This is a genomic window from Bradyrhizobium sp. C-145 (assembly GCF_023375135.1).
In the GTDB taxonomy this organism is placed as follows: Bacteria; Pseudomonadota; Alphaproteobacteria; order Rhizobiales; family Xanthobacteraceae; genus Bradyrhizobium; species Bradyrhizobium zhanjiangense.
Window position 1 is genome coordinate 8,692,712 of the sequence record NZ_CP088150.1, and the last position, 15,429, is coordinate 8,708,140.

Here is a 15,429-nt window from a genome sequence, read left to right on the forward strand (position 1 = left end):
GGACGAACGGTCCGTACACATCCGCGATATGTTTGCATGCTGCCGGCCATGTTGTGCGTGTCAACGTTACTTGGACCGCGGAACGACCCTTCGACCCTTCGATCAACGATCGCAGAACTGTCTGCGAGCTTGAAGGGCCGGCGGTTAACAACAAGTCAGTCATAAAATGCCGGCAGCAACTTAAGGCCGTCGGCCTGCTTCTTGTCGTGATTGATGAACATGGTGGCATTGTAGGTCTTGATGATCTTCCTGATCTTGTCCATCGATTCGACGGATGCCTTTTTGTCGGTGTTGAGCGAAGGGACCCTGCTCTTGGCGAAATTCTCTTCGAGATGGACGACATCGCCCGACAGTATGATGAAGCCGGAATTTCTGAGGTGCACGAGCAGCGACTGGCTACCGGGTGTATGTCCCGGTGTGGATATGAGCGTAACACTCCCGTCATCGAATACGTCGAGATCTCCGTCAATCAGTCGCATACCCCTAGGATTTCCAAGCAGGCGGCGCGCCAGCGCCATTAGCTGATTCACGTTTTCGTTTAGCCCATTGCTTCCATGGATCCACTCATACTCCGCGCGCTGCATTAGGATCCTGGCATCAGGAAACAGTCCGACATTGCCGATGTGGTCCCCGTGGGTGTGGGAAATGGCCACGTAAGCGACGTCGGACGGCTTGAGACCGATCTCCGCAAGCTGACCCGTTAGAGTCTTGTCCAAGCGATAGACGATCAGCTTAGGCAGTGTCGACCAACCGTTCGGATCATTAACCGTCGCCTCCGGAACTCCAGTATCCCAGAGCAACCACTGGTTGCCGCGTTTAACCAGCCAGCAGGTTGACGAAAACTCGATGCTATGCCCCTGGTTTTCGCCCGGAGTCCAAACCGATTGATCGTTGGCAAGCGAGTGCCCGCAATCCAGCCTGTAGAGCTTCTCTACGAAACCAGCGCTACTCGCGTCCGGCAACTCTCGCGAGGAAACATTCTTGGTACCCACGGAGACAGATAGTACCAGAAGCAACAACACACCTGCGTAAACAAGGTAGCGCCTGAGAAGCATGTTTCTATCCGTCGATCGCTGAAAAAGAACTCAACTTCGGACTTGGAAGCTCCGAACTACATCGGCATCAGGGTCAAATCCCAGACCAGGCCCTTGAGGAACTGCAATCGTTCCATTCTTCGGCCGCACTGCATCGCGATATAGCTGTGCCTCGAGGTCAAAGTACCGCCACTCCACCAAGGCGTCTTTCGAGCCTAGCGCGGCGCTTGCGTGTACACTCGCGAGCAAGCCGGGGCCGTCATAGAACGAGTGGACCATCACGGTGGTCGCACTTGCCGCGGCAAGCGAGAACACTTTCTGAAGTTCCGAGATGCCCCCCATCTTGGCCGGGCTGGGTTGGACGAAGTCGACCGCGCCAGCCGAAAGCATCTGCTGGAACTCCACCAACGTCGAAGCATTTTCTCCTGCCGCAATGGGTATTGCACCCTCGCGACGCAATCGAGCCAGTCCGCCAAAGTTCTCTGGGGGCCAAATGGGCTCTTCCAACCAGCGCAGATTAAACTGCCGCAGCTTGGCGCTCATATCGAGGGCCTGGCGCACGGTCCATGGGCAGTTGACGTCCAGCGTGATCTCCACGTTGTCGCCGGCGGCATTTCGCGCCTCACGGACTGCATCCACGGTGATTTCATGGAGCTTCAGATGAGAGAAGCCATCGGCCAGAGCTCGATTGACGTTCTCGACAAGAGGCTGCGGATCGGTGTAGCGAACGAGACTTGCATAGCATGTCAACTCGGACACTGCTGCGCCGCCCAATAGTCGGTGTACAGGTTGGCCGGTTGCCTTTCCCAGGATATCCCATAACGCAATATCGATCGCGGAAATCCCGAACATAATGGCGCCGCTTCGCCCGAATATGTGAAGGCGCTTCTGAACGTCGAGCATCAACGATCCGATGTTCAACGCGCTGAGGCCGATACACAGGGGAGCAATAACCTGTTCTATCGCAGCTTTCACGGCGGGAATTGCAGTGAAGCCGAACGCCTCGCCCCAGCCGATAATTCCACCCTCGGTCGTTACCTTGACCAGCAATGAGTCGGCGCTCCCGGCATTCTTTCTTCCCCAGGCCGATTCGGCTGACTTACTGTCTCCTGCGAACGGGATACTGACTACAATGACCTCGATCATTGCAATCTTCACATCTCGGTCCGCAGTTTCCTGGTCAAGTGACACCGTAGCTCTCCATTGACCTCGTCTCGTATGCGGCAGGCGCGCCGGCCTCTCGTAATGCGAGGACATCGGCAATGGCCAAGCTAAGGGGCGTCGCCACTCCCACAGCGTTACCGAGATGGACTACCCCTCGGAGAACCAGCGGATCTCCAACGGCGTGCCACGCTGCAGTTCATGATGGGTGGTGGGTTTCTGTCCTTGCGTCGATCCAGTCCTCTTTTGAGGCCGTGTTTCCTTGGTAAGGGCACAACGTCAATCCGAAAAACGAATAATTCAGATTGCACCTATCTCGGCTGCAGATTGTGAACAGACCGGCGGGCTGTGCTCATAAGTTAAAACTGCCCGCGAACGCGCATCCCACCGTGTCAGCGGGCCGAAACGGACTGATCCAACTAAGTAAGTCGACGGTAGGACGGATCCATCGCTTCCAAACATACAACGTCGATCACACACTCGATCGCCCACGAAACAGTGTGCACCGGACAACGGGCATTCACGTTCGTACGGAGGAGACTTAAGCTAAAATGATCAATGCGATTTGTCTCGCACTGGCGATTAGACTTGCGGTGAGGAAAGACCTGGAGTTTTGAGAATGACTTCCTCGTTCGAATATGCGCCGCCAAAAGTTTGGAGCTGGGACAAGCCGAACGGCGGACGGTTCGCAAACATCAACCGACCGATCGCCGGCCCAACGCACGACAAGGAACTCCCACTCGGCCGCCACCCCATCCAACTCTATTCCCAGGGAACACCAAACGGCGTGAAAGTGGCCGTCATGCTCGAGGAGCTGTTGGCGCTCGGCAACAGCGCGCAGAATACGACGCTTGGCTCATCAGAATCGACCGCGGCGATCAATTCGGGAGCGGCTTCGTTGCGCTGAACCCGAACTCCAAGATCCCGGCGATGGTGGACCAAAGCGGATCCTCGCCGATCCGGGTCTTCGACTCCGGAGCCATCTTGATATACTTGGCCGAGAAATTCGACACCTTCCTGCCGACCGAACCCGGTGCACTAGCCGAATGCATGTCATGGCTGTTCTGGCAGGCAGGGAGCGCGCCATACGTGGGCGGAGGCTTCGGCCACTTTTATGCGCACGCGCCGACCAAGATCGAATATGCCATAGATCGATTCTCCATCGAGACGAAACGCCAACTCGACGTGCTCGACCGGCGGCTCGAAACGAACGAATTTGTCGCTGGCAGCGACTACACAATCGCCGATATCGCCACCTGGCCCTGGTACGCTGGCCTGACGAGGGGTTGGCTTTACGGAGCGGCTGAGTTCCTTCAAGCACAGGAGTACAGGAATATTGCGCGCTGGGTAGACGCGATCGCCGAGCGGCCGGCCGTCCAACGCGGACGAATGGTAAACCGCGTCTGCGGCGACGCCTCAAGTCAACTGCATGAGCGACATGACGCCAGCGATTTTGAAACGAACACGCAGGACAAATTGATGACTGGAAGGTAGTCGCTCGCGGTGGGCGCGCGCCGGCGGCACCGTTCCCGCAACTCTTGAACGAACATCCACTGACGCCGCGCTGTAACAAGTCAAGCGTAGTCGCAGGTCGATTTTAACCACTTGGGCGCGAACGAAGGATACAATCATCTTCGCGGCGCGACGGGCTAAGCCCCGAACGAGCTTTACGATATGCCCCAGGATTTCTCGTTCAGAGGGAGACATCGAAATCGCCCTGCGGCGATTGATAATCGAAAATGATCATAGATTCTGTATGCGTCAACGCGCCGTGCATCTGCTCAAGACCAGCCAGGCCAGTGTCGACCGGATCGCCGCTGAAGTCGGCTGTGCTGAGGTGTGACTTTGCGCGCGCTGCTGCGCCGGAAGCTCGGTTGCGGCGTGCGCGAAAACCCGCCCCCTCTGAGGTCGGTTTGCCGCCTCAGCTCACGCCCCTCCCCGCTGCTGCGGCAGCAAACAACAAATCCCAGCCGAACCGGGGTTCCGTCTCCTTGTAGCTCGGCATTGTTTGTATCTGCTCCCACCACCGGGCGAAACCATCTACCGCGAAGACTTCCTCGGCATCCGGGGTTAGTGAAACGAGGCAACAGATCGGAGCGACGTAGAAATCACCGAGTGAGGGACGCTCGCCCGCGGTAAAGGCACTATCGCCACGAATTTTCATAAGCTCCTGCAGCACACGACGGCTGCTCACGATCGCTTCCTTTCTCGCTTCTTCATTTCGCCCGCCGATCAGGTCGGGAAACAAGTGATATCCAGCGGCGGCGATTAGCGCGCCATAACCATAGGAATCAATGATGCCCATCGCCATGCGCATTCGCGCTCGGTCCTTTGAACTATCCGGCGTGAACGACGGGCCCGGCAGCACCTCGTCCAAATATGGCGCGATAGCGCCGGTTTCGATGATGCGGAAGCCATCGTGGTCCAGCACCGGCACTTTACCGAACGGATGGCGGGCCATGTGCTCGGACTGGCGCGGTTCGCCCTTGAGCACATTCACTGGCACCTGTTCGTATTGCGCGCCTTTCTCTGCGAGCAGCATCCGAACTGTCCGGACATACGTACTGCCGTCAAAACCGTAGAGAACGATCCCAGTCATTTTATTCCCTTTTGCTTGGACATCGCTCCAGCTTCTTGCATTTGGCGTGTCGCCAATTCGTCAGTTTAGATGACGCGCACGCCGCCCCTCTGACGGTCCCAACAACGGAACAACTTCGGTGGTTTTGTACGCACTCGCCCCATTGCACTAGCTTGTCTGCGTCGTAGGTTTACGCTCGAGCGAATTCACGCTAGGCACCGACCGACGTCGTCATCAAACGCTTTTCCGAGATAGCCATATCTCTCATTCCGATTACTTGACACTCTCGACGTCGCACGAACGGTTTTGGTCCAATAGCACTTTCGGACACCGCGCTACACCGCATGTCCACTTCGCGCCGACACTCGACGTCCTCACAACGACGCCAATAACCCGAACAAAACTCGCGCGGCAATTTGCGCCCCGGTGGATGGGATTTAATTTCCGACCAGCGCATGAAGGATGAGTGCCTGAAGTATCAGTCCGTCAATACGGACGGGTCGATGGCGAAGCCCCAACCCGGCCTGTTAGGCACGATGCTTGCGCCTCTTTCGTCCCTCACTAAGGGCTCATGGTAAAGCGTGTCAAACCAATTGATATATTCATGATAGCTCGCGTTGGGCACGCACGCCATGAGCGCGAGGCTCATTTGCGGAAAGACATGGGACGACACAGGGATATCGAATGCCTCGCAAATGGATGCGGCTTTGAGGAACTCGGTCGGTCCGCCCATCCTTTGCAGATCAGGCATCAGAATATCCGCAGCCTTGAGCTGCAGCAGTTCAAAGATGCCTTGGTGATTATAGGTGTACTCACCGGTGGCGACGGGGATATCGATAGCTGCGGCAACCTTGGCTTCTGAATGCGGATTGCTGCCCATGACGGGCTCTTCGTACCAACCGATATCGAACTCCTCGATACGACGCGCGAGCTTGATAGACGCCTCAGGCGACGCAATTAGTTGCGCTGCATCAACCAGCAGTACGACATCGGGACCCAACATCTCTCGAACCGCCCTGACGCGCTCGACGTCTTTGCCGGGATCCGGCAATCCAACGTGCATCTTGATCGCACGAAAGCCCTGCCTCACGAGGCCCTCTGCTTCCTTATGAAGTTCGTCGATCGTTGCCGATAGCCACAATGAGTTCACGTAGCTGGGTACGGTGGTCCGACAGGCGCCAAGAATATGAGAAACGTTGACGCCAAATTGCTTGCCTCGCAGGTCCCAAATCGCCTCCTCGACGGCAGAAATTGCCAGAGCCGAAATCCCTTGTCGCCCAAAGGCACGAACGTCATTGAACGCGTTGAGAACAAAGCTGCCGCTCCGGCCGAGTTCGAGACCAACGACAAGATGCTCGAGGCTCACGATCATCTCCCGCAGCACCTTTAGTCGACGCCCGTTCGTCACATAACACATCCCCTCCCCAACGAGACCCTCGTCCGTCTCCAGAAATACGCACACACAGTCGATCGACCGCACGTCGTACCTTCCCGTCGAAAAGGGCTTTGCGACAGGCAGGTGGGCGACGCGGGTACGCAGGCGCGAGACCTTCATAGACTACCTCTCTGGATGCTGGGTGCCGTCGCGGAAAGTGGTTAAAATATCTGTGTCGGTGATGTCCGGCGGAGTTGAGGGTGTAGCACGCCACGCGGCGAGCATTGACATGTTTCACGGGAGATCAACCGAACAAGAGCGATATGCATATCAAAATTGGTGATAGCCGTGCCCGACGAACCGAATCGCCCGCGAAGAACACAACCCGTTTATGCGTCCGGCCGAAGGCACATGAGTGTGCCGATCTACGAAAACGTGTGTTCCTGCCAGGAGCGGTTCATCCGATGGTCAAGTCACCCTATCTAGCCAATAAGTTCGGCGGCGCGGTGGCGTCGCCAAACGTAACCAAGCGAAGAGCGAGTGATCTTTCCATGACTAAGACGGTCAAGATCGACTTCATATCTGATGTGTCATGCCCCTGGTGCGTAATAGGGTTAGGAAACCTGGATGTTGCGCTGAAGCGATTTGAAGGGCAATTGACGGCTGACATCCGTTTCCACCCTTTCGAGCTCAATCCGGGCATCCCGCCGGAGGGTGAGAGCCGTTTCGACAACGTGGCACGCAAATACAACGTCGGGCGCGAGCAGGCGATCGCGAACCGTGAGCGCCAGCGTGCCCTTGCCGCGCAAGTGGGCTTCGACATGGTGACCACCGACGAAAGCCGATTCTACAACACATTTGATGCGCACCGCCTGCTGCACTGGGCTCGGATCGAGGGGCGACAAGCAGAGCTGAAGCGCGCGCTGCTCGCCGCCTACCATACGAACATGCAAAATCCCGGTGACCACAGCGTGCTCGTCGCCGCTGCTGAATCTGTTGGCCTTGAAGGCGCGGCTGCGCGCGATGTGCTCACCTCAGGGCGCTACGCCGACGAGGTGCGCGACGCCGAAGAGAATTGGCATCGAGCGGGTATAAGCGGTGTTCCTGCCGTGGTGGTCAACGATCGCCACCTAATCACAGGAGCCCAGCCGCCGGACGCGTTCGAGAAGGCCATCCGCAAGGCCCTGTCCGAAGTCGTCTGACCGGGCGCGGCCTCCACGATCTCTGCGGGCCCACCTGGAACGACGGAGCGCAGATACGCTGAAGAGTTAGCGGGGTGCACCCTTGACCACATCTGCAAAGCGCGAAAAGAACTCGTCAGCGATCTTCTTCGCCGAACCGCTGATCAAGCGCTGACCCAACTGCGCCAGCTTTCCACCTATCTGCGCCTCTACGCCATAGGATAGCAACGTACCTTCCTCGTTCGCCACTAATGCGACCGTGGCCACGCCCTTAGCGAATCCCGCGATCCCACCCTCACCTTCGCCCGAAATCCGGTAGCTGCTCGGGGGAACCAGATCGCTCAAAGTGACTCGCCCCCTGAATCTCGCTGAGACCGGGCCGACCTTCATCTTTGCAACCGCACTAAACTGATTGTCCTCCGACCTCACAAGTTCTTCGCAGCCCGGAATGCACACCTTCAGAACATCCGGATCATTCAGTTTCTCCCACACAGTTTCCCGGGTCGCAGCAAGTTGAACCTCTCCGGCCATGGTCATCGGCATAAGACGTAACCTCCAATGAAGCGGCCGTTGGGCACCTCCGACACGTGCCAGCCGCGATGAAGGCCCAACGGCGTGTTATCCAAGGAAACCTGCATGTGATCCCCCTTCTGGACAGATAGTGTTGGTCTGGCTACTCCACGCTCCGATTAGCAAAACCAAATCAACGCGTGCAGGGACGGCCGCCCCGCTTATTTCAGTCTCGATGTGAACCGTGCAAATTGGTGATGGCGCGCCAAGAGCTTCATGTTCTCTCCCTTAGGAGCTGGCGTTAGGTTCAAAACGCTGCTCAACTGACGTCAGTGGTGACAGACGCCCCCGTTATAAACTTCATCACCCATGCTCGCGAAGGTCAAACGAATAAGCACGATCGTCGTATCGCCGAAAACGATTGGTCTTTTGGTCGCTTCACGGATGACTTCACTCAATGCGAGGTTCTGCCGCGCACCGGCTGCGGCACCCGCAGTGCGGTTCACGTGCGCCATTGTGGCGTGAGCGCGTGCAATCACGGCAGACGGCCTGCCGCGCGCCTCTGTTCGAGGGCCTTGATGTGTGTATAGGCCAGCATCAATGTGCGATGCGCTATGTTGGCATCGATCGCCTTGTTGAGCATGAAGCCCAGGATGTGATCGACCTCTGTCGGACCACCGCGTTCGACGTCGCGCAGCATCGACGTCGCATATTGCGAATCTCGCTGCGAGAACGTCTCTTCCCACAATTTCATGAAACTATCGCTAGGTGCGTGGCCGCTGGCAGCTGCCACAGCGGCACCGCACCGAAGCTGGTCGAGGAAAAGCTCACGACCATGGGGAGTGCGGACAATCTCGCCGACATTCGCGCGCATCAAGCAGGTCATCGCAGCAGCCGTCGACAGGTGAACGATTTTCTCCCACATCCGTTGCACGATGTCGGTTACCGCAAAGGCTTCGACGCCCTTCGCAGCGGCGAATAGGGCCGCCAAAGTTGTCACGCGTTCAGTTAGCTCGCCAGATTGCTCGCCGAAAGTGATCGTTCGCCAATCGTTGAATTGGCGGATTGCGCCGGCCGGTGTGAGTGTCGCCTGAATCTTAGCCGTGCCCCCGAGCACGCGGTGCTGGCCGAATCTTTGGTTCAGGAGCTCGATATGGGCAATGCCATTTAGGAATGGTAAAACGTAACCGCGCGGTGCCACGGCCGGCGCGATCGTCGCTATGGCTGCATCGAGGTCATATGCCTTGCAGGTCAGAATTACTCCATCGTAGATCGGTGCCACTTCGGACGCGACCACGGTCTTTACCGCCAACTGCGCATCCCCAAATGGGCTCTCAAGCCGCAGCCCTTGTTCGGTGAGGATTTTGCGCCGTCCTTCGCGGACAAGGAACGTGACGTCGGCACCGCCTTCGGCCAGGCGACCGCCAAAATAGCCGCCAATTCCCCCGGCACCAAGGACCAGAATCTTAGGACTACTCACGAAGATCTTCCTTTTGACACGACGAGCTCGGCGCGACGGAACGGAACGGGCATCACTGGAGAGGCATTGATCGATCGCCGCTGTGGGGGCCATCAACCGGAGCTCGGCTAACCGGTGGCCGGAGACACACAGGCAAACTCAATCCGGATGCCGCCAGGCTCTCGTATCATAAAGTGGAATTTCGGACCCTTGCCCGATCTTTCCGGCGCAAACTCAATCTCATTACCAGGCCATGCCGCGACACGCGCGTGCAAGGCGTCAAGTGCGTTGTGGTCCACAACCCTCAATGCAAGGTGATGCAAGCCGAGATTGCGGCGGCGTTCGAACGGCACGCACGTCTCCGGATCCTCGACTTGCCAGAGCGTTACAATGGCGTTTCCGTCCGATACAAAGGCCGCTGGATAGCTTGGATTCTCTCCAACAACCCGCCAGCCAAGGCAATCGCAAAAGAACTTCCGCATCAGCGCAAGGTCCTTTACGGTAAGGCCTACGTGATCGACACCGATCGTTAGCGGCACATTCTCCTGCACTGCAGCCCTCCAGACGCTCACACGAACCGTTGGCGTGAGCAGCCACGCACACGCAGATCCAAGCGTTCAGGCTAATGCAGGTTGTCACCGACTTGAAGAGTCCTTACTCGAAAGACACTGTTGCTTCTGACGGAACATTGGCCGGTTGGTCGATCCCGGCCAAACGGTCGGAGATCGGACAACTTCGAAACCTTGGGCAAGTAACATTTCCGCCGACGCCATGTTGGGTGCGGTGTCATGCTGATCATTCCGCCAGCAGGCCCGCGACCATCAAGCAGCGGGCCCACAAGCGCATGTTGCCAAATGGCTATGCCGTTACCAACGCGACCGGCGCAGGCTCGTGCATGCTCCGCGCGGCATTCCTGCCCACAATCCGCTCAACCTGAACGAGATTGTCCGAGAATGTCGGACAATTGCCCATCCCACCAAACCGAGCGGCTGACACACTGTTGACGGTGCCTTCCTCGTTATGGGTTCGCCAATAGCCGACAGTCGCAACAACCAGCCCGGCCTGAACGTCATCGGTGACGTGGGCAACGCCGTGGAAGCCGCCCGTCCTGTTATACACCTTTACCTTGTCGCCATGCTCGATCATACGCTCTGCGGCGTCCTGTGGACTAAGGAGAACGAACTGATCTCCCTGAAGCCTCCGCTTCTTTGGTTCATTGGCGTAGTTCGTATTGAGAAATGCGTGGCTTTTCGGGGCTATGATGTTCAGAGGATAAAGCTTGGCAAGTTCAGGTTCGTCAGCCGCACTCTCATAGGGCCTGGTATAGCCCGGAAGCGGTTCGATCGGCTCGCCGCTTTGCATTTCGTTGTAAAGTTGACGAAACGGCGGTGCGACGAAATTTTTCGCGCCGATCAGCAGGATCTCACACTTGCCCGACGGCGTCTTGAAATTTCCCTCTGCGTGAGGCGTTCGCGTATCCGCCGGTCCCAAGTTCAACTTGGCGAAGCCCTGCTTTCGCAGCAGATCCATATCGACGCCCGCCACCTGCGGCGCGGTCCAATCGATGGTGCTTTCGGCCAACTCGAGGTCCGATTTCAGGAACTCAGGGTCGGTCAGTCCCATTGTCTTTGCGAGCCTGCGGAAAATTTCTGCATTCGAGCAAGCCTCGCCGGGCGGCTCGATGGCCTTCTGATTAAGCGTGAGGTAATAATGGCCCCAAGAGAACATCATGTCATCGTGTTCGGCGGCCATCGTCGCCGGCAAGATGATATCTGCGTAAGCCGCGGTGTCACTTATGAAATGATCCGCGACGACGGTGAATAGGTCGTCGCGCTGAAGCCCTCGGACGATCTTGTCGACATCCATCGCCTGGGTCACGGGATTTGTATTGTAAACCATGATCGAGTTGATCGGAGGATCGAGCTTGGTCTCGCCAAGCAGCGCTTCGCCCAACTTGAGCAGATTCACCACACGCGTGCCGGGCTTGATCCAATCGGGGCGGCAGATCGCACCGAAATTCACGGGGAATTCCCACAGCGGTGCTTGATAGATGCCGCCGGCGACGTCCTTCCAGGCGCCGGTCAAGGCAGGAATCGCGATGACAGCGCGGATGGCCTGGGTCCCGCCCGCAGTACGCTCGAGCGCTACACCGATCCGGATCGAGGCGTTGCGCGACTGGGCGTATTCGCGCGTCAGTTTTCGTATGTCGTCGGCGCGGATACCGGTGATCTTCTCGGCCCACTCCGGGGTGCAGGTTGCGGCATGTTCCTTGAGCTCCGAATAGCCCAGAACATACTTGTCGACATAATCGTGATCGACCAGGTCTTCGGCGATCAATGTTTGGATCATCGCCATGGCGAGAGCGCCATCGGTACCGGGCTTCGGCGCGATATGCCAATCGGCCTGCTTGGCAGTACGCGACCGGTACGGATCGATAACAACGACCTTCGCACCCTTTTGACGCGCCTCGGTCACGAAGGGCCAATGATGAAGGTTTGTGCTAAGGGAATTGCAACCCCAGATAATGATGTATTTTGAGTGGGCGAAGCTTTCCGGATCCAGCGCATTCGTGGGTCCGACCGTGAGGAGCCAAGCGGTGGACGATCCCGAGGCGCAATAGGTCTTCTCGCACACGGTCGCGCCAAGTCTGTTGAAGAAGGCATCACCGACCGTAAGACCCTGCACCAAGCCTTCGTTGCCAAGATAGCTTACTGGCAGAATGGCTTCTGCACCATTGCTCGAAATGATCTTCGTCCAGCGATCTTTGATTTCGGCGAGCGCCTGTTCCCAGCTGATCCGCACGAAAGCCCGGCTGCCCTTCGGTCCATTGCGCTTCAGCGGATACAACACGCGATCCGCATTGTAATGCCGGTCCGCGTAGTCGTTGAGCTTGACGCACAAGCCACCGCGGGTGATTGGGTGTTTTGGATTTCCGCGGACGTTGACGAGTTTGTTGCCTTCCACGGTGTAAAGCATTGCGCAGGTGTCAGGACAATCGTGTGGGCAACCGCCAAAATATTCCTTCGCGTTCGCCTTCGTTGTTTGGGTGCTGGCAGACATCGGCATATTCCTTCTACCGTCCGGTTAAGGGGAATCTGCGCTTGGGACTTACGGTCGCCAAGAGCGGCCTTTGGCAGTTAAATCCAACGACTCAATTGAATTGAGTACCGGTTGCCCCGAATCTCTTGGTGCCGGCCGTCCGGACTCAGACTTTTCATTTGCACCGGTACTTCACCAATCCGGGCCTCGGGGCCGATTGTCGATGACTCCTTGCTTGTGCACATTGCGTTTCGACATGAGATCGCGACGGCATCATATGAGATCGCAAGTCCCACTTCTGGTAGACACATTCGGGCGCCGCATTGAATATTTGCGGCTTTCGGTGACCGACCGATGCGACTTGCGCTGCACCTACTGCATTCCAAGCGGATTCCGCGGATTCCAGGAACCAGCCTCCTGGTTGCGATTCGATGAGATCGAACGCCTTATCTCGATCATGGCTGCCCGTGGGCTAAAGCGTATCCGCCTCACGGGTGGAGAACCGCTTGTTCGGCGAGACTTGCCAAATCTTGCGGCAAGACTCGCGGCAATACCAGGCATCGACGACCTATCCTTGAGCACCAATGCGACCCGCTTGCAGGAGCTGGCCGCCCCTCTGCGAGAGGCCGGGGTGCACCGCATTAACGTCAGCTTGGATTCTCTTCGTGCCGACCGCGTCGCCGCGATCTGCGGCCGCGATGTCCTCGCCAAGATCTTGGCCGGCCTGGAGGCAGCCAAGCAAGCCGGCTTCGCGCCGATCAAGATCAATATGGTCGCGATGCGGGGCGTGAACGATGATGAAATCGATGAGATGATCGATTTCTGCATCGAGCAGGGATTTGTTCTTCGTCTGATCGAAGCGATGCCGATGGGCGCAACGGGCCGGAATGCCCAATACCTCGACCTCCAACCCGTCCGGCGCCGCCTGCAGCAAGAGCGCGGTCTCGTCGCGGCCGAAGTGCCGGGCGGCGGACCGGCCCGGTACATGAAAACGCCAGATGCACGATTGAGCATCGGCTTTATCACCCCGCTATCTGAACATTTCTGCGCCACCTGCAATCGCGTGCGACTGGCTGCCGACGGGACAATGTATCTCTGTCTGGGTCAGCGTGAGCAGCTGGCATTCGGCCCACTCTTGCGTCGCGGCGCCAGCGACGACGAGATATTGGGGGCAATTCGCTCGGCCATGACCCTAAAGCCGGAACGCCACGAGTTCAATGAGAAGCCTGAGAAGATTTCACGAATCATGGCCGCGACGGGCGGCTGATGCACTGCAAAAACGACGTTCGAATGAGGAACGACCATGCCCCATGTGGTTACTGGGAACTGCAGCGACTGTAGGTTCACGGATTGCGTTCTGGTCTGCCCGGTAGCGTGCTTTCACGGAGACGATCACCGCATGTATATCGATCCCATCGCATGCGTCGATTGTGCGGCCTGCGTTCCGGCCTGCCCGGTTCACGCGATCAGCGAAAGCGCGGATCTTTCGCAGGATCAGCAGATGTGGATTCAAATCAACGCTGACAAGTCCGGCAGCACACCTGTGATCCGGAGTAAGCAAACGCCCTTAGCGGGCGCCGAGGAGCGGCGCGCCGCCCTCGGCTATGGCCCCAGCTAGACACATTGAGCCGGTCGCCGTGAACGCAATTGGATCAGCAGACAACCCCTTACGGGTAGCAATCATTGGCAGCGGACCAAGCGGATTCTACGCGGCCGAGGCGTTGCTGCAGTCCGAGCACACGACCGAGGTCGATATTCTCGAACGGCTCCCGGTCCCTTATGGTTTGGTTCGTTATGGTGTCGCACCTGATCATGCGCGCTTGAAGGACGTCGCCAACACCTATGCGGAGATCGCTCGGGATCCCCGCCTCTCGTTTGTCGGCAACGTCACATTTGGCAAGGACTTCACCCTGCGTGAGCTGGCAGATTGCTACCACGCAGTAATCCTTGCGACGGGGGCAGCAACCGACCGAAAGCTTGGTATTCCCGGCGAGGATATTCAGGGAAGTCACGCCGCAACTTCCTTTGTCGGATGGTACAACGGACATCCCGATTACCGCGATCTTGTGTTCGATTTCTCGGGCGACTCCGCCATTATCATTGGTCAAGGTAACGTCGCAATCGACGTTTGTCGCATCTTGGCCAAATCGCCGGATGAACTGCGAAGGACAGATATCGCAGCACATGCGCTGGATGCTTTGGCTGAAAGCCGCATTCGTGAAATCCATCTGATTGGTCGCAGAGGACCGGTTCAGTCGCGCTTCACCACCAAAGAGTTGCGCGAACTCGGTCAACTTTCTGAATGCGATCCGTTTGTAGACCCCAATGACCTGCTCTTGAGCGACGCCTGTCAATCTGAACTGGCCGATGTCCGTGAACCCACCCGCGCACGAAATTTCGATGCATTCCGGAGCTTCGCCTCGCGTCAGCGGGAGAAACCGAAATGCTGCCGTATCCACTTTTTTCTGAGCCCAAGAGAAGCGCGGGGAGAGCATAAGCTCGAAGAACTCGTTCTTGAGCGAACGAGGCTCGTTGGCGCTGCTGGCCGCCAGGAGGCGATCGGGACCGGGCAGACGCTGTCCATAAGAGCCGGACTCATGATCCGCAGTGTTGGTTACAGCGGTCGTGCTTTAGAGGGCATCCCCTTCGATGATGCGCGCGGCACGATTCCCAACAAGAATGGCCGCGCAGAAATGACACCAGCCAGCGAATGCCCTGTTTATGTCGCGGGTTGGATCAAACGTGGACCAACCGGCATCATCGGTACCAACCGGGCCGATAGCATGGCAACTGTTGCGACCCTTCTTGCCGATTTGCCGACCTTTAGGTCTCAGCAGAAGCCGGGCCGGGAGGCATTCACTGCCCTCTTGGCGCAGCGGACGACGCGGTCGGTATCGTTTCAGGGATGGGAAATGATCGATCAGGCAGAGAAGGCCCGCGGCACGCCCTTGGGCAAGCCGCGGGAGAAATTCACGAGAATTTCCGAAATGCTTGCAGTAAGCGCCGGCCGGCCGTAGGCTTCCCGCGGTGACGACCGAGGGCCGCTACCCGGGAGTGCCGCAGCCCCACATTGTCCACGAGCTTTGATCGCA

General features: G+C 57.7%; 13 protein-coding genes and 1 pseudogene. 5 read left to right on the top strand and 9 right to left on the bottom strand.

Going from position 1 to position 15,429, the window contains the following annotated elements:
* Positions 1 to 155: 155 nt before the first annotated feature.
* Positions 156 to 1,055 carry an N-acyl homoserine lactonase family protein gene (locus LRP30_RS40930; protein WP_249758470.1) on the bottom strand — a complete coding sequence of 300 codons (900 nt, stop codon included), beginning with the start codon at positions 1,053 to 1,055 and terminating at the stop codon, positions 156 to 158.
* A 30-nt stretch (positions 1,056 to 1,085) separates the two neighbouring features.
* On the bottom strand, positions 1,086 to 2,180 hold the full coding sequence (locus LRP30_RS40935; protein ID WP_249758471.1) for a mandelate racemase/muconate lactonizing enzyme family protein: 1,095 nt from the start codon (positions 2,178 to 2,180) through the stop codon (positions 1,086 to 1,088).
* A 634-nt stretch (positions 2,181 to 2,814) separates the two neighbouring features.
* Between LRP30_RS40935 and yghU the strand changes: the two are divergent.
* A pseudogene (yghU, locus tag LRP30_RS40940) lies at positions 2,815 to 3,689 on the top strand (glutathione-dependent disulfide-bond oxidoreductase).
* 427 nt (positions 3,690 to 4,116) lie between these two features.
* On the opposite strand, the gene LRP30_RS40945 reads toward yghU, so the two are convergent.
* Together LRP30_RS40945 and LRP30_RS40950 are read right to left on the bottom strand one after the other, a co-directional pair.
* The gene (locus LRP30_RS40945; protein ID WP_249758472.1) at positions 4,117 to 4,794 is read right to left on the bottom strand and encodes a glutathione S-transferase family protein; all 678 of its coding nucleotides are present in this window, start codon (positions 4,792 to 4,794) and stop codon (positions 4,117 to 4,119) included.
* A gap of 457 nt (positions 4,795 to 5,251) precedes the next feature.
* Positions 5,252 to 6,328: a mandelate racemase/muconate lactonizing enzyme family protein gene (locus tag LRP30_RS40950; protein WP_249758473.1), complete on the bottom strand. Its 1,077-nt coding sequence runs from the start codon at positions 6,326 to 6,328 to the stop codon at positions 5,252 to 5,254.
* Between the two features lie 284 nt (positions 6,329 to 6,612).
* Here LRP30_RS40950 and LRP30_RS40955 point away from each other — a divergent pair, with 284 nt between their 5' ends.
* Entirely contained in the window at positions 6,613 to 7,350 is a 738-nt protein-coding gene (locus LRP30_RS40955; RefSeq protein ID WP_249758474.1) for a DsbA family oxidoreductase, read from the top strand.
* Between the two features lie 66 nt (positions 7,351 to 7,416).
* Here the strand turns inward: LRP30_RS40955 and LRP30_RS40960 are convergent, their stop codons facing one another.
* The 5 genes from LRP30_RS40960 to LRP30_RS40980 all read right to left on the bottom strand — a co-directional run bounded on the left by LRP30_RS40960 (position 7,417) and on the right by LRP30_RS40980 (position 12,358).
* Positions 7,417 to 7,872: a carbon monoxide dehydrogenase subunit G gene (locus LRP30_RS40960; RefSeq protein ID WP_249758475.1), complete on the bottom strand. Its 456-nt coding sequence runs from the start codon at positions 7,870 to 7,872 to the stop codon at positions 7,417 to 7,419.
* A gap of 296 nt (positions 7,873 to 8,168) precedes the next feature.
* On the bottom strand, positions 8,169 to 8,345 hold the full coding sequence (locus LRP30_RS40965) for a hypothetical protein (protein ID WP_249758476.1): 177 nt from the start codon (positions 8,343 to 8,345) through the stop codon (positions 8,169 to 8,171).
* A gap of 29 nt (positions 8,346 to 8,374) precedes the next feature.
* On the bottom strand, positions 8,375 to 9,319 hold the full coding sequence (locus LRP30_RS40970; protein WP_249758477.1) for a 2-dehydropantoate 2-reductase: 945 nt from the start codon (positions 9,317 to 9,319) through the stop codon (positions 8,375 to 8,377).
* Positions 9,320 to 9,426: 107 nt separating this feature from the next.
* Positions 9,427 to 9,849, bottom strand: coding sequence for a VOC family protein (locus tag LRP30_RS40975; protein WP_249758478.1), 423 nt, complete (start codon positions 9,847 to 9,849; stop codon positions 9,427 to 9,429).
* A 307-nt stretch (positions 9,850 to 10,156) separates the two neighbouring features.
* Positions 10,157 to 12,358 carry a molybdopterin-dependent oxidoreductase gene (locus LRP30_RS40980; protein WP_249758479.1) on the bottom strand — a complete coding sequence of 734 codons (2,202 nt, stop codon included), beginning with the start codon at positions 12,356 to 12,358 and terminating at the stop codon, positions 10,157 to 10,159.
* A 256-nt stretch (positions 12,359 to 12,614) separates the two neighbouring features.
* On the opposite strand from LRP30_RS40980, the gene moaA reads away from it, so the two are divergent.
* From moaA to LRP30_RS40995, 3 genes are all read left to right on the top strand, one after another.
* Positions 12,615 to 13,604, top strand: a complete 990-nt coding sequence (gene moaA, locus LRP30_RS40985) for a GTP 3',8-cyclase MoaA (protein WP_249758480.1) — start codon at positions 12,615 to 12,617, stop codon at positions 13,602 to 13,604.
* A 132-nt stretch (positions 13,605 to 13,736) separates the two neighbouring features.
* Entirely contained in the window at positions 13,737 to 13,955 is a 219-nt protein-coding gene (locus LRP30_RS40990; RefSeq protein ID WP_244549599.1) for a 4Fe-4S binding protein, read from the top strand.
* Between the two features lie 19 nt (positions 13,956 to 13,974).
* Positions 13,975 to 15,354, top strand: coding sequence for an FAD-dependent oxidoreductase (locus tag LRP30_RS40995; RefSeq protein ID WP_249758481.1), 1,380 nt, complete (start codon positions 13,975 to 13,977; stop codon positions 15,352 to 15,354).
* The last annotated feature ends 75 nt before the right edge of the window (positions 15,355 to 15,429 follow it).

Coding starts and splice junctions, on each gene's coding strand:
- LRP30_RS40955 (WP_249758474.1), top strand. CDS start 6,613: ATGGTCAAGTCACCCTATCTAGCCAATAAGTTCGGCGGCGCGGTGGCG.
- LRP30_RS40930 (WP_249758470.1), bottom strand. CDS start 1,055: ATGCTTCTCAGGCGCTACCTTGTTTACGCAGGTGTGTTGTTGCTTCTG.
- LRP30_RS40960 (WP_249758475.1), bottom strand. CDS start 7,872: ATGCCGATGACCATGGCCGGAGAGGTTCAACTTGCTGCGACCCGGGAA.
- LRP30_RS40950 (WP_249758473.1), bottom strand. CDS start 6,328: ATGAAGGTCTCGCGCCTGCGTACCCGCGTCGCCCACCTGCCTGTCGCA.
- LRP30_RS40980 (WP_249758479.1), bottom strand. CDS start 12,358: ATGTCTGCCAGCACCCAAACAACGAAGGCGAACGCGAAGGAATATTTT.
- LRP30_RS40935 (WP_249758471.1), bottom strand. CDS start 2,180: ATGATCGAGGTCATTGTAGTCAGTATCCCGTTCGCAGGAGACAGTAAG.
- LRP30_RS40945 (WP_249758472.1), bottom strand. CDS start 4,794: ATGACTGGGATCGTTCTCTACGGTTTTGACGGCAGTACGTATGTCCGG.
- LRP30_RS40990 (WP_244549599.1), top strand. CDS start 13,737: ATGTATATCGATCCCATCGCATGCGTCGATTGTGCGGCCTGCGTTCCG.
- moaA (WP_249758480.1), top strand. CDS start 12,615: ATGAGATCGCAAGTCCCACTTCTGGTAGACACATTCGGGCGCCGCATT.